This is a genomic window from Haloferax denitrificans ATCC 35960, from assembly GCF_000337795.1.
Taxonomy (GTDB): domain Archaea; phylum Halobacteriota; class Halobacteria; order Halobacteriales; family Haloferacaceae; genus Haloferax; species Haloferax denitrificans.
On sequence record NZ_AOLP01000004.1, the window covers coordinates 46,351 to 63,654 of the forward strand.

The 17,304-nt window shown below is 67.0% G+C and carries 17 protein-coding genes; 15 read left to right on the forward strand and 2 right to left on the reverse strand.

Annotated features, from left to right (window positions below):
- The first annotated feature begins 319 nt into the window (after positions 1-319).
- From C438_RS03085 to C438_RS03135, 11 genes are all read left to right on the forward strand, one after another.
- Positions 320-526 (forward strand): cold-shock protein, encoded by a 207-nt coding sequence (locus C438_RS03085; protein ID WP_004040969.1) that lies wholly within the window; start codon positions 320-322, stop codon positions 524-526.
- 250 nt (positions 527-776) lie between these two features.
- Positions 777-1,817 (forward strand): metal ABC transporter substrate-binding protein, encoded by a 1,041-nt coding sequence (locus C438_RS03090; protein WP_004967796.1) that lies wholly within the window; start codon positions 777-779, stop codon positions 1,815-1,817.
- Complete coding sequence (locus tag C438_RS03095) at positions 1,814-2,623, forward strand: metal ABC transporter ATP-binding protein (RefSeq protein WP_004967797.1); 810 nt, start codon at positions 1,814-1,816, stop codon at positions 2,621-2,623. Before C438_RS03090 ends, C438_RS03095 begins: the two co-directional genes overlap by 4 nt.
- A complete protein-coding gene (locus C438_RS03100; protein ID WP_004967799.1) occupies positions 2,620-3,606 on the forward strand; it encodes a metal ABC transporter permease in 987 nt (328 codons plus the stop codon). The genes C438_RS03095 and C438_RS03100 overlap by 4 nt, the downstream gene beginning before the upstream one ends.
- Positions 3,607-3,919: 313 nt before the next feature.
- Positions 3,920-4,963, forward strand: a complete 1,044-nt coding sequence (locus C438_RS03105) for a methyl-accepting chemotaxis protein (RefSeq protein ID WP_004967800.1) — start codon at positions 3,920-3,922, stop codon at positions 4,961-4,963.
- Positions 4,964-5,401, forward strand: coding sequence for a chemotaxis protein CheW (locus tag C438_RS03110; protein WP_004967801.1), 438 nt, complete (start codon positions 4,964-4,966; stop codon positions 5,399-5,401).
- 67 nt (positions 5,402-5,468) lie between these two features.
- The gene (locus tag C438_RS03115; protein WP_004967802.1) at positions 5,469-6,779 is read left to right on the forward strand and encodes an MFS transporter; all 1,311 of its coding nucleotides are present in this window, start codon (positions 5,469-5,471) and stop codon (positions 6,777-6,779) included.
- Between the two features lie 146 nt (positions 6,780-6,925).
- Positions 6,926-7,567 carry an NADPH-dependent F420 reductase gene (locus tag C438_RS03120; protein WP_049917701.1) on the forward strand — a complete coding sequence of 214 codons (642 nt, stop codon included), beginning with the start codon at positions 6,926-6,928 and terminating at the stop codon, positions 7,565-7,567.
- Between the two features lie 176 nt (positions 7,568-7,743).
- Positions 7,744-8,058 carry a HalOD1 output domain-containing protein gene (locus C438_RS03125; protein WP_004967804.1) on the forward strand — a complete coding sequence of 105 codons (315 nt, stop codon included), beginning with the start codon at positions 7,744-7,746 and terminating at the stop codon, positions 8,056-8,058.
- Positions 8,059-8,239: 181 nt separating this feature from the next.
- On the forward strand, positions 8,240-9,565 hold the full coding sequence (gene glmM / locus C438_RS03130) for a phosphoglucosamine mutase (RefSeq protein ID WP_049917702.1): 1,326 nt from the start codon (positions 8,240-8,242) through the stop codon (positions 9,563-9,565).
- Between the two features lie 115 nt (positions 9,566-9,680).
- Positions 9,681-10,292, forward strand: a complete 612-nt coding sequence (locus C438_RS03135) for a nitrous oxide reductase accessory protein NosL (RefSeq protein WP_004967806.1) — start codon at positions 9,681-9,683, stop codon at positions 10,290-10,292.
- A 56-nt stretch (positions 10,293-10,348) separates the two neighbouring features.
- On the opposite strand, the gene C438_RS03140 is transcribed toward C438_RS03135, so the two are convergent.
- Complete coding sequence (locus tag C438_RS03140) at positions 10,349-10,768, reverse strand: hypothetical protein (protein WP_004967807.1); 420 nt, start codon at positions 10,766-10,768, stop codon at positions 10,349-10,351.
- Between the two features lie 574 nt (positions 10,769-11,342).
- Positions 11,343-11,621, reverse strand: a complete 279-nt coding sequence (locus C438_RS03145; RefSeq protein ID WP_004967808.1) for a PadR family transcriptional regulator — start codon at positions 11,619-11,621, stop codon at positions 11,343-11,345.
- A 347-nt stretch (positions 11,622-11,968) separates the two neighbouring features.
- On the opposite strand from C438_RS03145, the gene C438_RS03150 reads away from it, so the two are divergent.
- The 4 genes from C438_RS03150 to glmS all read left to right on the forward strand — a co-directional run bounded on the left by C438_RS03150 (position 11,969) and on the right by glmS (position 17,117).
- Positions 11,969-12,502 carry a DUF7344 domain-containing protein gene (locus C438_RS03150; RefSeq protein WP_004967810.1) on the forward strand — a complete coding sequence of 178 codons (534 nt, stop codon included), beginning with the start codon at positions 11,969-11,971 and terminating at the stop codon, positions 12,500-12,502.
- Positions 12,503-12,973: 471 nt separating this feature from the next.
- Positions 12,974-13,624 carry a DUF7344 domain-containing protein gene (locus tag C438_RS03155; RefSeq protein WP_004967813.1) on the forward strand — a complete coding sequence of 217 codons (651 nt, stop codon included), beginning with the start codon at positions 12,974-12,976 and terminating at the stop codon, positions 13,622-13,624.
- A 506-nt stretch (positions 13,625-14,130) separates the two neighbouring features.
- Positions 14,131-15,300 carry a sugar phosphate nucleotidyltransferase gene (locus tag C438_RS03160; RefSeq protein WP_004967814.1) on the forward strand — a complete coding sequence of 390 codons (1,170 nt, stop codon included), beginning with the start codon at positions 14,131-14,133 and terminating at the stop codon, positions 15,298-15,300.
- Complete coding sequence (glmS, locus tag C438_RS03165) at positions 15,300-17,117, forward strand: glutamine--fructose-6-phosphate transaminase (isomerizing) (RefSeq protein WP_004967815.1); 1,818 nt, start codon at positions 15,300-15,302, stop codon at positions 17,115-17,117. Before C438_RS03160 ends, glmS begins: the two co-directional genes overlap by 1 nt.
- The last annotated feature ends 187 nt before the right edge of the window (positions 17,118-17,304 follow it).

Below are 17,304 nucleotides of genomic sequence, written 5' to 3' on the forward strand. Positions count from 1 at the left end.
CCCGCGGGCGACCGCCCGACGGTGTCGGGTCGACGGGCCGTTCGGACAAAGCCGTTTTCGTACACCAGTCGAATCGTCGTCGCCGTCGTGGGACTCCGCGCTCGCGGGCCGCGCAACGAGACGCTCCACGGACCACTGCTCAGTCCGCGGACCACTGCTCAGGCTGGACGCCACGGTTTCGGCGTCATGCCAACTCCCTTCCGGTCCGGCACATTTTCCCCCGAATCGACCGCTTGGAGTGGACGAACGTCTGCCGAAGGGTCGTGGTACCTCGACCCTCGGAAGGGTTATCCGTCGCCCGACTCTTGATTTGTACGTAATGGCACACGGCAAAGTTGATTTCTTCAACGACACTGGCGGCTACGGTTTCATCTCTACTGACGACGGCGACCTCGACGACGACGAAGACGTGTTCTTCCACATGGAAGACGTCGGCGGCGACGACCTCACGGAAGGTACCGAAGTCGAGTTCGACATCGAGTCCTCGCCCAAGGGCCCCCGCGCGGCGAACGTCGTCCGACAGTAACACCGAGACGCGACTGCTGTTTATCGCGGCAGACACCATCTCGACTTTTCAGACAGTTGCCCGCTGAGCCGCGGCGCTCCGTATTCACCGCACGTCTCGGGTCGACGCTTCCGTCCGCAGAGCGATATCACGGCTCTCCGCATATCTTCGGGGCCGACGGCGCTCCCCGGCGACCGCGACGCCACCACGAATAATAAAAAACACATTCAAAATAACAGCACTTATTATCTCGAACAAACTTTCTATTAACATGCGAACGAAGACCCGACGCAGGTTCCTCGCGACAGTCGCCGGAAGCGCCGCCGTCGGCCTCGCGGGTTGTCTCGGCGGTGACGACTCGTCCGATTCGACCGGCTCGACCGATTCGTCGGCCGACTCGGAAACGACGGCGACGGCTTCCTTTTTCGTCTTCGGCGACGCGGCGCGCCACGTCGCTGGCGACGCCGCCTCCGTCGACACGCTCGTCCCCATCGGCCAGCACGGCCACGGCTGGGAGCCCGGCCCGGACGTGCAGGGCCGGGTGCTCGAATCCGACCTGTTCGTCCACGGGATGCCCGGTTTTCAGCCGTGGGCCGACGACATCCGAACCTCGCTCGACGCCGACGGCTCGGGTGTCGCCGAAGTCGACGCCTCCGCCGACGTGGACCTCCACGAAATCGGCCCCGACGGCCACGTCCACGACGACGAGTCCCACGACGAGACAGAACAGCGCGACGACGAACACGCCGAGGAGTCGGAGACGGACGACCACGGCGAACTCGACCCGCACTTCTGGCTGGACCCCACGCGGGTCGCAACCGCGACCGAGACGCTCCGCGACGCGTTCCAGTCGGTCGATTCCGCGAACGCCGACGCCTACGCCGCGAACGCCGAGTCCTACCGCGAGACGCTCTCGGAGCTCGACGCGGCGTTCGAAGACGGTCTCGCCGCCCGCGAGCGCGACGTGATTCTCGTCGCCGGCCACGACGCCTACGGCTACCTCGCCGACCGCTACGACCTCGACATCGTCGCGCTCACCGGCCTCTCGCCCGACGAGGAGCCGTCGCCGCGGGACATCGAGCGGGCGCAGGCGACCATCGAGGAACACGACATCCGACACGTCCTCGCGGACCCGCTTGAGTCCGACCGCGCCGCACAGCAACTCGTCGGCGAGACGGACGCCGAGGACGTGTTCCCGCTCACGCCGCTCCCCGGCGTAATGACTGAGTGGGAGGAAAACGACTGGGGGTACGTAGACATCATGCGCGAGGTGAACCTCCCGTCGCTCCGGACGGCGCTCGGCGCGCAATGACGGCCGTCTCGCTCAGCGACGTGGCCTTCTCGTACGGCGACGTGCCCGTCGTCGACGGGATTTCGCTCGACGTGCCCGAAGGCGAGTTCCTCGGACTCGTCGGTCCGAACGGCTCGGGAAAGAGCACGCTCCTGACGCTGATGCTCGGTCTCCAGCGCCCGACGCGCGGCGAGGTGCGACTGTTCGACCGCCCCGCCCACGACTTCGCCGACGGCGAGCGCGTCGCCTACGTCGCACAGGACGTGACGAGGACCGCCCGCGACATGCCCGTCACCGTCCGCGAGGTCGTCCGGATGGGTCGCTACCCGCGGAACCTGTTCGGCCGCTTTTCGGCCGCCGACCGCGAGGCGGTCGCCGCGGCGCTCGACCGCGTCGACATCGCGGACCTCGCCGACCGCCGGGTCGGGGCGCTCTCGGGCGGCCAGCGCCAGCGGGTCTTCGTCGCCCGCGCGCTCGCGGCCGAAGCCGACCTGCTCGCGCTCGACGAGCCGACGGTCGCCCTCGACGCCGAGTCCCGCGAGGCGTTCTACGACCTCCTCGGCGAGCTGAACGACGGGGGGATGACGGTCGTCCTCGTCGAACACGACATCGGCGTCGTCACGGCCCGCGCGTCCCGAATCGCCTGTCTCAACAAGCGGCTGTACTTCCACGGCTCTCCCGACGACTTCGCCGACAGCGACGCGCTCGCCGCGGCCTACGGCGCGAACCAGCGCGTGCTGGACCACGACCACGGTCACGGCCGTCACCACGGCCGCCGCGAAGAGTCTCGCGGGCACGCCCGCACCGACCCGGAGGACGAGTCGTGACCGGCCCCGTCGCGCTCGCGGCAACCGACCTCCTCGCGGTCGAGTTCTCCGCGGCCGACTCCCTCGCGCCGCTCCTCGTGACCGACGCGCTCACGGGGGTTTTCGACTGGTTCCTGACGGCGGTCGTCGGCGGGGCGTTCTCGTGGCTCGCCGGCGTCACCGGCCTCGACTTCCTCGGCTACCCCTACATGCAACGGGCGTACCTCTCGGTGCTCTGTATCGGCGTCGTCGGCCCGCTCGTCGGGTCGTTCCTCGTCTACCGCGACCTCTCGATGGTCGGCGACACGCTCGCGCACACCGCCTTCGCCGGGGTCGCGCTCGCGCTCTTTCTCGACGCGACGCTCGGCCTCGCGGTCCCGCCGCTCTTGGGTGCGCTCGTCGTCGCCGTCGTCGCGGCGCTCGTCGTGCAGGCTCTCGTCGAGTACACCGACGCCCGGAGCGACGCCGCGCTGGCGATGGTCCTGACCGGGGGCTTCGCCCTCGGGAGCGTGCTCATCTCGCTGACCGGCGGCGGCATCTCGGTCGGCATCAACCAGTACCTGTTCGGCTCGCTGGCGACCGTCTCGCGGGCCGACGTGGGGCTCCTCGTCTCGATGGGGCTCGTCGTCGTCGGCTCGGTCGCGGTCGCCTACCGACCGCTCGTATACGTCACGTTCGACGAGACGGCCGCCCGCGCGTCGCGGCTCCACGTCCGCGCGGTCAACACGCTCCTGTCGGTCCTCACCGCGTTCGTCGTCGTCAGCGCGATGCGAATCATGGGCGTCATCCTCGTCGCGGCCCTGCTCGTCGTCCCGGTCGTCACCGCCTCGCGGCTCGGCCGGAGCTTCAAGCAGTCGCTCCTGTACGGCGTCCTCGCGGGCGAACTCGCCGGCGTCGCCGGCGTCACCGTCGCGTATCTCTACGGGCTCGCCGCCGGCGGCTCCATCGTCCTCGTCGCGCTCGCGGGCTTCGTCGCCGTCGCCGCCGGCCGCCGACTGGCCTGAACGCGCCCCGTTTCGGCCCTCCAACCGGCCTGAACGCGCCCCGTTTCGGCCCTCCCACCGGACCCCGGCCGCGGCGACACCGGAGTGACGCCGGAGAGCCCCCGCCGCGACCGCCGACCTTGACCGGACAAGTGATTTTAAACTACCCGACGATTTTCCGGTTCTATCAGCGAAGGCGGTTTAGTATCCATTCTGCAATATCTTTCCCGTATTTGTTATTTTTGGCCGTTTCGAGGCGCTTTGCGGCAATCTGAGATTATCCGCATTGATATTGGCCACGAATACTTATCACTTTACTCCCACACCCGTTCGTATGGCAATCGAGCGAAACAAACGGGACCCGACGCCCGGTGACGGCGGTACCTCCCGACAGCACGACGCGTATTCCGGTCCCGGTGCCGCCGGCGCGGCGGCCGACGAGGTCCTCGACGACGTGGACGACGTCGACGACGCGACCGACGAAATCGGCACGGCGGTCGCCGAACTCTCCAACGCCTCCGAGAGCGTCGCCGTCAGCGCACAGGAGATAAGCGACCTCGCGGGCGACCAGTCGACCAACATGCAGGAGGTCGCCGGCGAGGTGTCGAACCTGAGCGCCAGCGTCGAGCAAATCGCCTCCAGCGCCGACCAGACGAAGGCGATGAGCGACCAGGCGCGCGACCTCGCCGCCGAGGGCCGAAGCTCCGCCGACAACGCCGCGGACGCGATGGAGACCGTCGACGACGTGACCACCGACGTGTACGACGAAATCACCGACCTCCGCGCGAAGGTCGACCAGATAGACAACGTCGTCGAGGTCATCAACGACATCGCCGACCAGACGAACCTGCTCGCGCTCAACGCCTCCATCGAGGCCGCACGGGCCGGTGAAGCAGGAGCCGGCTTCGCCGTCGTCGCCGACGAGGTCAAGAGCCTCGCCGAGCAGTCCCGCGACAGCGTCTCAGAAATCGAGGCGGTCGTCGGCGACATCCAGGAGACGACCGAGACGACGGTCGGCAACATCGAGGAGGCCAACGAGGAGGTCAACGACGGCATCTCGGAGGTCGACGCGGCGGTCTCCGCGCTCCGGAACATCGACGCCGCGGTCGGCGAGGCCGCCGCCGGCGCGGAGGAGGTCGCCCGCGCGACCGACCAGCAGGCCGCGAGCACCGAGGAGGTGGCGAGCCTCGTCGACGAGACCGCACGGGGCGCGGAGGAGGTCGCCGGCGAAATCGACCAGGTCGCCGCGGCCACCGAAGAGCAGACGGCGAACATCTCGGAGGTCGCGCTCCTCGTCGACCACATCGACGACGAGGTGGACGACCTCGAAGACGAACTCGACGCGGCCGAAGACGGGCGCTCAGCCCGGAGCGCGTAGATGTCGCTCACCGACGCGCCCGACGGCGCGGTCGCGGAGCCGACGCAGGTGCTCGAATTCGAACTCGGCGAGGAACGGTACTGCGTCGTCCTCGACGCCGTCACCGAAATTATCGACCGCACGTCCGCGCGCTCGCTCCCGGACACGCCGCCGCACGTCGTCGGCGCGATGGACTACCGGGGCGCGACGACGATGCTCGTCGACACGGCCTCGCTTCTCGGCGTGGGCTCGAACCCCGACGCCTCCCGCGTCGTCGTCTTCGACGCCGCCGACGAGGACGCGACCGTGTTCGGCTGGCTGGTCGACGAGGTCGACCGCGTGACGGAAGTCGACCCCGAGACCGTCGACGACGCGCCGTTCGGCGACGAGCTCACCCGCGGCGTCGTCAGGACCGACGACGGCCTCGTCGTCTGGGTCGACCCGCCGGTCGACGCGTAGGCCCACCGCCCCGCGGTGGCCCGACCGCTCCGTACTTTCTTGGGCGCTCCCGCGAACCACTCGGACGATGGATACGCGTCGGGACGCCGTCGACAGCTTCGATTCCTTTCGGCAGTTCGTCGGGCTCGAACGCGACGTGCTCGTCCTCTCGGTGGCGATGTTCGCGTTCAGCCTCTCGTTTCAGATGACCGGGCGGTACGTCCCGGAGTACCTGCGGGTTCTCGGCGCGGGCGCGACCGTCGTCGGTCTCTACGGGAGCGTCGGCAACCTCATCGGGGCCCTGTACCCGTATCCGGGCGGCGCGCTCTCCGACCGACTCGGCTCGCGCCTCTCGCTCACGCTGTTCGGAACCGTCTCCTCTGCGGGCTTTCTCTTCTGGTTCGTCGCCCCGCAGGTCCCCGAGGTGACGCTCGCGGGCGTCTCGCTCGAACCGTGGCTCTGGATTTTCGTCGGCCTCTTTCTCACGCAGGCGTGGAAGTCGTTCGGCCTCGGCGCGACGTTCGCCATCGTCAAGCAGAGCGTCCCGCCGGAGCGACTGGCGATGGGCTTCGCCAGCACCGAGATTTTCCGCCGCGTCGGCTTTCTCCTCGGGCCGCTCATCGCGGCCGCGCTGTTGGCGGCGACGGCGACGTTCGTCGAGGGATTTCGGTACGTCCTCGTCGTCGCCGCGGCCTTCGGTATCGTCGCCACCGTCGCCCAACACGTCCTCTACGACGCGCGCGAGGACTCGCTGGGCAAGTCGTTCGAGGGGCTCGCACAACTCCGCGACGACCTCCGGTCGCTCCCGGAGACGCTTCGGCCGCTCCTCGTCGCGGACACGCTCGTCCGGTTCGCAAACGGGATGGTGTACGTCTTTTTCGTCATCGTCGTCACGGAGTTCCTCGCCGTCGGCTTCACCGGCTTCGGCGTCTCGCTCCGCCCGGACGCCTTCTTCGGCGTCCTCCTCGGCGTCGAGATGGTGGTCGCGCTCCTGACGAAGCTCCCCGTCTCGAAGCTCGCCGAGCGGACCGGACTCAAGCCGGTCGTCGGACTCGGATTCGCGGTGTACGCCGTCTTCCCGGTCCTCCTCATCTTCGCGCCGGCGGACCAGTGGGTCGTCGTCGCCCTCTTTGCCTTCTCCGGGCTCCGGTTCGCCGGCCTCCCCGCGCACAAGGCGCTCATCGTCGGCCCGGCGGAGCGGAACGCCGGCGGGCGGGTGACGGGCGCGTACTACCTCCTGCGGAACACCGTCGTCATCCCGAGCGCGGCGCTCGGCGGCTGGCTCTACGCGAGAGACCCGACGCTCGCGTTCTCGGTCGCGTCGCTCGTCGGGATTGTCGGCGTGGCTTACTTCGCCCTGCGCGGCAGGGAGTTCGCGGCGTACGCCGGCGGAGCCTGACGCTCAACCACCGGAAAATCCTCCGAGGAGAGAGGTCTGTGCCGGCGATACGGCATTTAACGGCAGTGTAACCCGTCTGGCTGGTGGCCGGTCGCCTCGCCGCCGACCACGCAAAGATTCAACTTGAATAACATACATCTTTGTTCATGGACATAGGGATACTCGGCGCTGGCCGACTCGGTGGGACGTTGGCCCAACTCCTCGTGGAGGCGGACCACGAGGTGGCGATAGCCAACGACAGCGGGGTCGAGTCGATGGCAGACCTCTCGGAGACGCTCGGCCCGCAACTGCGCGCGGTGGAACCGACGCGAGCGATTCGGTTCGGCGACGTGGTCTTCCTCGCGATTCCGTTCCGAGAGCGCGACTCACTGCCGGACTCGGACCACTTCGCGGAGAAGATAGTCGTCGACGCGATGAACCCCTACACGGAGAACTTCCACGTCATCGACCTCGGTGACGACACCTCCTCCGAACTCGTCGCGGCCCAACTCCCGGACGCGCAACTGGTCAAGTCGTTCAACACCATCCACTGGGAGACGCTCCGTGACCTCGGACATCCGGACCTCCCCGAGTCGGAGCGACTCGCGGTGTTCCTCGCCGGCGACGACTCGGACGCCAAAGCGCGCGTCGCCGGCCTCATCCGTGACATCGGTTTCGGTCCCGTCGACGTCGGCGGCCTCGTCTCCGGCGGCGAACTGCTGGAACCCGGCTCGGCGCTCTACAAGCGCGAAATCACGGTCGACGAGGCGCGGGAGACCGTCCGAACGCTTCGTGCCCGACAGGGCTGACCGTCGTCACTCCGTAACCATCACGGTTTTTGATTGTGTATCTTCGGCACCAGATTGAGTCTGCGGAGTACCACGGCCGTACTCGTCCGTTTCCGTGACGTTCACGAATTACGACTGTTCACAAATAGCATGGATTTAAGGGCCACCGTCGCACACAGACGGCTGTTAAGGCACCCATGATGGCACAGACGAACGATTGGAAAGACTCGCGCGTGACGTACGACGAGGCGACCGGCGCGTACCGTATCGACCGCGATTCTTCCGAGCTTCTAAGCACGAATGTTGTATTGAGTATTGCGGCGATCGAGGGCGTCCGACCGACGCAACTCCCGCCGCTCGCACAGACTATCGACCCAGACGCACTCGAAACGGTGTTCGGCCGTTCTGACGACGCCCTCCTCTCGTTTTCGTACGCGGGCTACCGCGTGACGCTCGACGCGCTCGGTTCTATCGAAGTGGTCCCCATCGGCGACACCCAGCCCCTCCAGTGAGGCGACGCGCCGCCTAACCATCGACCACTCACCGCCCACTCGTCCCGTCGAGTGGCGACGCGGCCCCGAGAACGCCGACGCGGTCCGCGATTCGTTCGCGTTCCCAGTAGGTGCCGCCTGACTCCCCGCTCGTGACAGTAGGCGAAACATACCAAAACGTCCTGTCATCGTCTCCCACGGTATGTTCGGAACGAGTGGAATCAGAGGTCCGGTTGGCCGAACCGTGACCGCCGAACTCGCCCTTCGAATCGGCCGCGCGGTCGGCTGTGACGCCTGCACCGTCGTCGTCGGACAGGACGCGCGACTCAGCGGCGACGTGCTCGCCGACGCCGTGAGCGCCGGCGTCCGCGAGTGCGGCGCGAACGTGGTCCGACTCGGCGTCGCCTCGACCCCCACGATTGCCCGCGCGGTCGGTTGGACCGGCGCGGACGCCGGTATCGGCATCACCGCGTCTCACAACCCCGCCTCAGACAACGGCCTGAAGCTCTGGACGCCGAGCGGCCGCGCCTTCGACAAGGCCCAGACGCGCGACATCGTCCACCGGCTCAACCGCGACGAGGTGTCGCTCGCCGCGTGGGACGAACACGGCGAAGAGCGCGAGTGGCCCGACGCCGCGGCCCGCCACGTGAGCCACCTCGTCTCGTCGTTCGACGACCTCGACGACGTCTCCGTCGCGTTCGACCTCGGCAACGGGACGGGCCGCGTCTCGGTCGACGCGCTCTACGAACTCGGCGCGACGGTCAACACCATCGACGGCCAGCAGGACGGTCGGTTCCCCGCCCGAAAGAGCGAGCCGAACGCCGAGACGCTCACCGCGCTCCGCCGGACCGTCCCCGCGCTCGACGCGGACGTGGGCCTCGCCCACGACGGCGACGCCGACCGACTCGTCGCGGTCGACGAGACCGGCGCGTACGTCCCCGGCGACGCACTGCTCGCGCTGTTCGCGCGGGACGCCGTCTCCCCGGGCGACGCCGTCGCCGTCCCCGTCGACACGAGCCTGCTCGTACAGGACGTGGTCGAGGCCGCCGGCGGGCGCGTCACCTACACCCCGGTCGGTGACGTCCACGTCGCCGAGGCGGTCGCCGAACCCGGCTACGTCTTCGGCGGGGAGCCCTCCGGCGCGTGGATTTGGCCCGACGAGACGCTCGCGCCCGACGGCCACTACGCGGCGCTCACGCTCGCCGACCTCGTGGCCCGCGGCGAACCGCTGTCCGAACAGGTCGCCGACCTCGGCGGGGCGGGCTACGCCACCCGCCGCGCGAGCCTCTCGTTCGACGACAAACACCAGGCGATGGACCGCATCGCCCGCGACATCCACGCCGCGTACGACGAGGTCGACACCATCGACGGCATCCGCGTCGACACCGACGACGGCTGGTTCCTCGTCCGCGCCAGCGGGACCGAACCGCTGGTCCGCATCACCGCCGAAGCCCGCGACGAAGGCGACGCCGACCGCCTGTTCGAGGACGTCCGCTCGCTCGTCGAGGGCGCGCGCGTCGTCGCCTGACTCACCGCTCGCCGTCGCCTCCTCCTTTCTTCGACCGGGTAGTCTCGGTTCGCGCACGCGACCGACATCCTCTCCGTTTATGTAGCGAGCGCCTCGACCGGCGCGCAGAGCGACGATGCACGACGACTCTCCGCCGGACGACTCCCCGCCGGGTGCGCTCACGCGCCGCGCCGCGACGAAAGCCGTTTCTCTCGGTGCGCTCGCGGCCCTCGCGGGCTGTCTCGGCGGCGGTTCTCGACGCGAACAGGTGCCCGACCCGGTCGACCTCTCGGGCGGGAAGGAAGACGACCGAGGCGGGATGGTCATCGGCCTCCACGCCGGCCCGAACGGACAGATTTTCTACCGCGACAACGCCCCCGAGGGCCGCGACAACCCGGCGTGGTTCCACACGCTCGGCATGGGGCTGTTTCCGTACCACTTCGACCGTCGAGAGCAGGGCTGGGAGGCGACGGCGGTGTACGTCACCGACTACTCGACTGTCGACTACGAGCTCTTGACCGAGGGCGGCGACACGTTCATCTCGACGCACACCGCCGCGGACACGTTCGGCGACGCCACCGAGATGGCCTACGTCGTCGGAAGCGAGGTGCTCGGTGGGATGGGACGGGACCTGATTCCGTTTTCGTCAGACGCCGACGCCGACGGGTTCGTCGCCGAACACGGTGGGGAACTCGTGTCGTTCGACGACGTGACGCCCGAGTGGCTCCGCGGCTACATGCGCTCGTAGCACTCCCGTTGTCGCCACTGTCGGTCGGATAAAAACAACGAGACGCTCGGCGGCGCTCAGAAGGTGTCGTCGGGGACGCGGACGCCGTCGACGTACACCGACACCGCGTCTGTCGACTGGAAGTTGGTGACGTCGCCCGCGAACTGGTAGCGCCGCGAGTCGTCGCTGACGGTACCCTCGGCGGCGGGGCCGACCGTCCCGGTCGTGCTGAGCGCGCCGTTCGGCTGGAGTGGTGAGATGGACCCGCTGACCGTCACTTCGAACGACGAGACGGAGCCGGTGCCTGCGACGACGAGCGTGTGCCCGTCGGCGTCGGCTGACTCGTCTGCCTGTTCTGTCGCCGAGCCGACCCCAGAGAACCCCGCGAGCGCACCGGCGGCCGATACCGACCCGCACAGCGCGAGGTACTTGCGTCTACCGACGTCGTCGTCAGTCGTCGTCTCTGGGTCCTGCCCGGTGGACCGTTCTCTTACCATGTCTCAGGGGTTGCGGATTATCCCCATAAATGTTGCGATAATTACATTAGTAGGAATACATGAATGTCTATCGATGATATTATTGCCGCCGTTACTGTTCGAATTCTCGACGAGTTCCCGTCGTTCAGTGAACGCGCAAAAACGCAAGACTGCACTCGCTTATTCTCGAATTAATCCGTTTCTTATGGGTGCATTAATCTCGGGTTCGGAGCGCCGACTCGATTATCTTGAATCTGATATTTTTGACGGCTCTTGAGTGTACCGACATCTGATATGACCCCCGACGATGTGCGTCGCGCCCCCCGTCCACGGTCCGCACGTCGGCTCATGCTTCGAAACCCGGCCGGACCAGACGGGGCGCTCGGTACCGAGCGCGGTCGGCTTCCGGTTCAGCGTCGATGCGGTCGCTCGGGGTCGAATCGTCGGCGGAAGGAGGAGGGGCCGAACGAGACCGCGGGGACCGATGCGGCCACCAGCGACGAGTCGTTCTCGCCTTCGGCTTTCCCGGGGCGAGCGTCCCACTCGCGCCCGCGGGGTGTTCGAACGGACGATGCGTCTCTCCGTCAGAGTGATGCTACCCGAGGAACTCGACGCGCCGGTCTTCCCACTCTCGGCGTTCGACGATGGATTCGCGGCCCTTCTCGGACATCTCGTAGAAGTTCGTTCGACGGTCGTGTTGTCCCTTGTTGACGTACCCCTGTTCGACGAGGGCGTCGAGGTTCGGGTAGAGGCGACCGTGATTCACCTCCCCGACGTCTTTGCTGATCATCTCTTTAATCTCCTGCCCGGACGGGCGCTCTGCCCCGGCGATCACGTACAGCAGGTCGCGCTGGAAGCCAGTCAGTTCGAACATGTAGTCTCGAATCTAAGTATCGCCGTCATCGGGTATTGTTAGCCACCTCTATACTGGACAATTGGGTTCCTTACCGCCGTTGCCGCGAGTTTGCTCCCGTTTCGCCCCGAGGGTTTTTCTCGAAACTGCTGAGATGTGGAATCATCTCTGAGACCGAGATAACCCCCTCCCGCTGACGGTCTGCGCCCCGGTAACAATCGCGTGAAGATGAACTTAATATCCGGTAGCGACCGACTCGGTGCCTCCCGGAAACGTCACGATAACAAAGGTCGGGTGTGGTGTAGTACGACCCAACCGGGTCGGGTCCCTCTTTCACACCGCGTGCGGGACCACCCCCGCACACGACGATGACAACGCTATCAAAAGACGAGCTATTCCGAATCCTCAGCAACTCCCGGCGGAGGCAGATTCTCTACTTCCTCCATCGGGCGGGCGAGGCGATCTCGCTGAAAGAACTCGCGGCGATGGTCGCCGCGCGGGAGAACGGAACGGCGGTCGAGGACGTGACCGACGAAGAGCGACAGCGGGTGTACATCTCGCTGTACCAGACGCATCTCCCGAAACTCGAGAGCGCCGGTCTGGTCGATTACGACGACGAAGAGCGGTCCGTCGAGCTCGTTTCGAACGTCGCAAAGCGGGGGTTCTTCTGGATGCAATCCGAGACGAGCGAGCCGTGGAGCCGGTACTACGCGCTCCTCGGCGCGCTCAGTTGGGCGCTCATTCTCGGCCTGTGGGCGGGCCTCCCCGGGTTCGCGCTCGTCTCGTGGAGCGCCGTCGCGGTGTTCGTCTCCGCGGCGCTCCTCGTGTTGGTGTTCGCGCAGTACCGCTCCGAGCGGCGGGCGGGGACCTCGGCCGACGCCTTCGAAGCGCTCGTGGAATAATCGCGGAATAATTCGTCTCCTCGCGGCCGTCGCAAACACCCGCTTCGAAGCGCTCGCGTATTCTCAACGGATGCTACTGCTGAATCGACGTATCCGTGAACCTAACTGCCAACCGTGTTTTATATCTTTCTCAGAATCGAGATAAATGAGGGTGAAAACGGCGTCCCTCGCGGCTCTCTGGTAGGGTTCTCTTACTATCGGAACTATTGAAAGTCTGAGTTAGTATAGATTGTTACAGTCACTTTACTCGCAGATTTTGCAACCCTAACAGTCGGAGAAATCAGAGTGTGGGATTGTCAGACAAGTATATATCCTTGTTTAACCTATTAGCTCACTGACCCTCTGTATCTGGGGCGCGCTTGGTGGGGCGCATCCAAAGGTTGTGGTCTGTGCAAACGTCTCGTGGTCTTCCCTCTCGACCGACCACGTGACACGGTAGCACCCGACCACACAGTGGGGGAGGAAGGAACAATGGTTACCGATTCACTACAAGCCGATACCGGCGTTGTCGACCAGACGACGAATGAACAGCCCGCGGAGACGACTGGTGGGTCTCACGCGCTTGCAGAACAGCAACAACAACCCGAAATCGAAGCGCTCTCGAAGGACGTCGTCTTCGAGATTCTGAAGAACCAACGCCGGCGCGACGCGCTCCGGTACCTCAAGGAGAACGACGGCGAAGCGAAGCTCGGCGACATGGCCGAGTTCATCGCCGCGAAGGAAAACGGCATCGAGATCAAGGCGCTGTCGTCGAGTCAGCGAAAGCGCGTGTACATCGGTCTGTACCAGTGTCACCTGCCCAAGATGGACTCGGCGGGCATCGTCGACTTCGAGAAGAACCGCGGTGACATCACGCTTCTCGACACCGCGAAACAGCTCGACCAGTACCTCGACGGCGACATCGTCAGCACCGAGGACGACGACGAGCAGTCGGCGTCGCTCGCCGCGTCGCCGAAGCGGAACCTCGCTATCGCCGCCGGCGTGGCCGCGACCGTCTCCGCCGGACTGCTCGGCGTCCCCGGACTCGAACAGGTCCCGGCCGCCGGCTGGGCCGTGTTGAGCACCGCGACGCTCATGGCCATCACCGCGATGGAGTCGTACAAGGACCGCCTCGACCTCTGAGTCGGTCGGTTCTCACGCGTCCGCGACGATACCGATTCCCAACGACCGCACCCGGATTTTACTTCGCTCCGCTTTCGAACAGCCGCGGCGCTCGGTCCCTTCCCTTCCCTCCCCTCCTCTCCCCTCCTCTCCCCTCCTTTCCGCCCGCCGACGTCTGCTCTCTTCGACTCCCCGACTCCTCCACCGAGGTCAACTCTCCTCGACTCCTCCACCGAGGTCCGTTCTCACCCCGCGGTGCGGTTCGCAGTCCGTGCGACCGACGCGGCGGCTTCGCCGCGCCGCGACACTGTCGGGGGAACGCCCTCCGATTAGGCGCGTCCGAACCGTCTACTCCGCCGATTTCGGACTGCGGTCTCCGCTTGCAACAGTCTCACACGCGACCCTAACGCGAGACCGGTTCGGGGAACGCGCTGTATAACAATCCCCGTCGCCCTCCCTGTTTCCTTCATGACTTGCATACCGTCACGGTCACGTTCCGAACGCCTGTCGCTCGCGGGAGGGCGCGAATGAACGACCGCATCACCGAGGCGGTCGTCCTCGCGGGCGGAGAGGGGCGACGGCTTCGCCCGCTCACCACCTTCCAGCCGAAGCCGATGCTCCCGGTCGCCAACCGGCCGGTCGTCGAGTACGTTCTCGACGCGCTGTTCGAGTCGGGCATCGAGCGCGCGGTCGTCGTCGTCGGCCACCGCGCCGACCGCATCCAGTCGCACCTCTCTGCGACGTACCCCGACGCGAACATCGAGTTCGTCCACCAGGACGCCCGACTCGGAAGCGGGCACGCGCTCCTCCTCGCCGAGGAACTCGTCTCCGGCCCGTTCGTCGTCTGCAACGGCGACAACGTCATCGACGCCGACATCGTCACGACGGTGCTCGAACGCTTCTCGACGACCGACTCGGTGGCCACCGTCGCGGTCGCCGAGTCGGACACGCCCGAGGAGTACGGCGTCGTCGTCGAGGACAACGGCCGCATCGCCGACATCGACGAACACGCCGTCGACAGCGAGGGCTACCTCGTCAACGCGGGCGTCTACGTCTTCGACGACGCGGTGTTCGAGGCGCTCCGGCTCACCCCACCGCACGACGGTGAGACGCGGCTTCCCGACGTGATTCACTACCTCGACGGGAACGTCACGTCCGTCCTCGTCAACGGCGGCTGGCTCGACCCCTCGCACCCGTGGGGACTCCTCTCCGTGACCGAAACGCTCCTCGCGCGCAGACACGGCTCGGCCGTCGCCGGTTCGGCGCGAATCCACGAGCGCGCGGTCGTCGGCGACCACGTGGTCGTCGGCGACGACTGCGACGTGGGACCGGGCGCGGTCATCAGCGCCGGCTCGTGCCTCCAGAACAACGTCTCGGTCGGCGCGAACAGCGTCATCGAGCGCTCCATCCTCTCGACCGACGCGCGGGTCGGCGCGGGCGTCGTCCTCCGGGACTCCGTCGTCGGCCCCGGCGCGACCGTCGGCGACGGCGTCGTCTCGCCCGGCGGTCGGGCGGACGTCATCCTCGAAGGCCGGCTGTACACCGACCGCCGCCTCGGGAGCATCATCGGCGACCGCGCCGAGGTGGGCGCGAACGTGACGCTCACGGCGGGCAGTCGCGTCGGCGCTGAGGCTGTCGTCGGGGCCGGCACGGTCTTACACGGCGACGTCCGCGAGCGCGTGGAGGTGACCCACTGATGTGCGGAATCACCGCCTGCATCGGCGCGGACAACTCGGTCGATTCGCTCGTCGAGGGACTCCAGCGGCTGGAGTACCGCGGCTACGACTCGGCCGGTATCGCCGTGAAAAACGGGTCGGGCATCTCGCTGACGAAGCGCGTCGGCGAGGTCTCCGAACTCGTCGCGGCCGTCGAGCAGAACCCCATCGCCGGCGACTACGGCATCGGTCACACCCGCTGGGCGACCCACGGCGGCGTCACCGACGGCAACGCGCACCCCCACACCGACGAGTCGGGCCGCATCGCCGTCGTCCACAACGGCATCATCTCGAACTTCCAGTCGCTCCGGAGCGACCTCGAAGCCCGCGGGCACGTCTTCAGTAGCGAGACCGACACCGAGGTCGTCCCGCACCTCATCGAGGAGAACCTCCGCGACGGCGCGACCCCCGAGGAGGCCTTCCGCGCCGCGGTCGGCAGTCTCTCGGGGAGCTACGCCCTCGCGGCCATCATCGGCGACGAGGAGGCCATCTTCGCGACCCGCTCGGGGTCGCCGTTGGTCCTCGGCGTCGGCGACGGCGAGTACTACCTCGCCAGCGACGTGCCCGCGTTCATCCAGCACACGGCGCGCGTCATCTACCTCCACGACGGCGACTTCGTCGTCACTCGCTCGGACGGCTACGAAATCACGGACTCGGCCGGCCGCGCGGTCGACCGCCCCGTCGAACACATCGAGTGGGACCCCGAGACGGCGACGAAGGGCGGCTACGAGCACTACATGTACAAGGAGATTCACGAACAGCCCGGCGCGCTCCGGCGGACCACCCAGAGCCGGCTGAACACCCACGCCGGCGGCGTCGAATTAGAGGAGTTCCCGCCGGAGTCGTTCGCCGACGTGAAGCAGGTCCACCTCCTCGCGATGGGCACCTCGCACCACGCCGGGATGTACGCGGCGTCGTTGCTCAACTCCCGGGGCATCCCCGCCTACGCGTTCATGGCCGGCGAGTACTCGGTCATCAAGCCGCCGGTGACGCCCGACACGCTCGTCGTCGCGGTCAGCCAGTCGGGGGAGACCGCCGACACCCTCGACGCGGTGCGCCGCGCCCGCGCCGCCGGCGCGCGGACCCTCGCGGTCACGAACGTCGTCGGCTCGTCGATAACCCGCGAGTGCGACGACGAACTGCTCATCCGCGCCGGCCCGGAAATCGGCGTCGCGGCCACCAAGACGTTCTCGTCGCAGGTGACGGCGCTGACGCTCCTCACCGAGCGCCTCGTCGAGGACGTGACCGGCGCGAAGTCGCCCGAAGCGCGCACCCTGATGGAGGCGCTGTCGCGGCTCCCCGGCGACGTACAGGAGGTGCTCGACACCTCGATGGCCCGCGAAATCGCCATCGAGTACGAGGGGAGCGACGCGTACTTCTTCATCGGCCGCGGGGTCGCCCACCCCGTCGCCCTCGAAGGCGCGCTGAAGTTCAAGGAGATATCCTACGAGCACGCCGAGGGCTTCGCCGCCTCGGAGCTCAAACACGGCCCGCTGGCGCTCGTCACGCCCTTGTCGCCCGTGTTCGCCATCTTCACCGGCCACGAGGACGAGGCGACGCTGAGCAACGTCAAAGAGGTGCAGGCCCGCGGCGCGCCGGTCATCGCCATCACGAGCGACCGCACCGGCGAGGTGACCGAGTTCGCGGACCACGTGCTCAGGATTCCGGACACCCATCCCGACATCGCCGGCGTCCTCGCCAACGTCCAGCTCCAGCTCGTCGCGTACCACGCGGCGGACCTGCTCGAACGACCCATCGACAAGCCGCGCAACCTCGCCAAGTGCGTCACCGTCGAGTGAGCATCGGCGAGCGCCGCGGTGGGTCTCACCGCCGCGAGCCGACGTTTCGCACCCATTAATTCGCCGCAGTCGTTCGATTTTGCCTTCAGACCGCTGTTTTTCGGGAATTCGAGACTGTTCGGAGCTAAGCAGAGATTATCTCGATTGTAGGCACCGATTACATATTACCCGCCCGCGTCAGGTAACA

Excerpts from the sequence above, each read along its gene's own strand:
- C438_RS03085 (WP_004040969.1), top strand. The coding sequence starts at position 320 with ATGGCACACGGCAAAGTTGATTTCTTCAACGACACTGGCGGCTACGGT.
- C438_RS03090 (WP_004967796.1), top strand. The coding sequence starts at position 777 with ATGCGAACGAAGACCCGACGCAGGTTCCTCGCGACAGTCGCCGGAAGC.
- C438_RS03095 (WP_004967797.1), top strand. The coding sequence starts at position 1,814 with ATGACGGCCGTCTCGCTCAGCGACGTGGCCTTCTCGTACGGCGACGTG.
- C438_RS03105 (WP_004967800.1), top strand. The coding sequence starts at position 3,920 with ATGGCAATCGAGCGAAACAAACGGGACCCGACGCCCGGTGACGGCGGT.
- C438_RS03110 (WP_004967801.1), top strand. The coding sequence starts at position 4,964 with ATGTCGCTCACCGACGCGCCCGACGGCGCGGTCGCGGAGCCGACGCAG.
- C438_RS03115 (WP_004967802.1), top strand. The coding sequence starts at position 5,469 with ATGGATACGCGTCGGGACGCCGTCGACAGCTTCGATTCCTTTCGGCAG.
- C438_RS03120 (WP_049917701.1), top strand. The coding sequence starts at position 6,926 with ATGGACATAGGGATACTCGGCGCTGGCCGACTCGGTGGGACGTTGGCC.
- C438_RS03125 (WP_004967804.1), top strand. The coding sequence starts at position 7,744 with ATGATGGCACAGACGAACGATTGGAAAGACTCGCGCGTGACGTACGAC.
- glmM (WP_049917702.1), top strand. The coding sequence starts at position 8,240 with ATGTTCGGAACGAGTGGAATCAGAGGTCCGGTTGGCCGAACCGTGACC.
- C438_RS03135 (WP_004967806.1), top strand. The coding sequence starts at position 9,681 with ATGCACGACGACTCTCCGCCGGACGACTCCCCGCCGGGTGCGCTCACG.
- C438_RS03140 (WP_004967807.1), bottom strand. The coding sequence starts at position 10,768 with ATGGTAAGAGAACGGTCCACCGGGCAGGACCCAGAGACGACGACTGAC.
- C438_RS03145 (WP_004967808.1), bottom strand. The coding sequence starts at position 11,621 with ATGTTCGAACTGACTGGCTTCCAGCGCGACCTGCTGTACGTGATCGCC.
- C438_RS03150 (WP_004967810.1), top strand. The coding sequence starts at position 11,969 with ATGACAACGCTATCAAAAGACGAGCTATTCCGAATCCTCAGCAACTCC.
- C438_RS03155 (WP_004967813.1), top strand. The coding sequence starts at position 12,974 with ATGGTTACCGATTCACTACAAGCCGATACCGGCGTTGTCGACCAGACG.
- C438_RS03160 (WP_004967814.1), top strand. The coding sequence starts at position 14,131 with ATGAACGACCGCATCACCGAGGCGGTCGTCCTCGCGGGCGGAGAGGGG.
- glmS (WP_004967815.1), top strand. The coding sequence starts at position 15,300 with ATGTGCGGAATCACCGCCTGCATCGGCGCGGACAACTCGGTCGATTCG.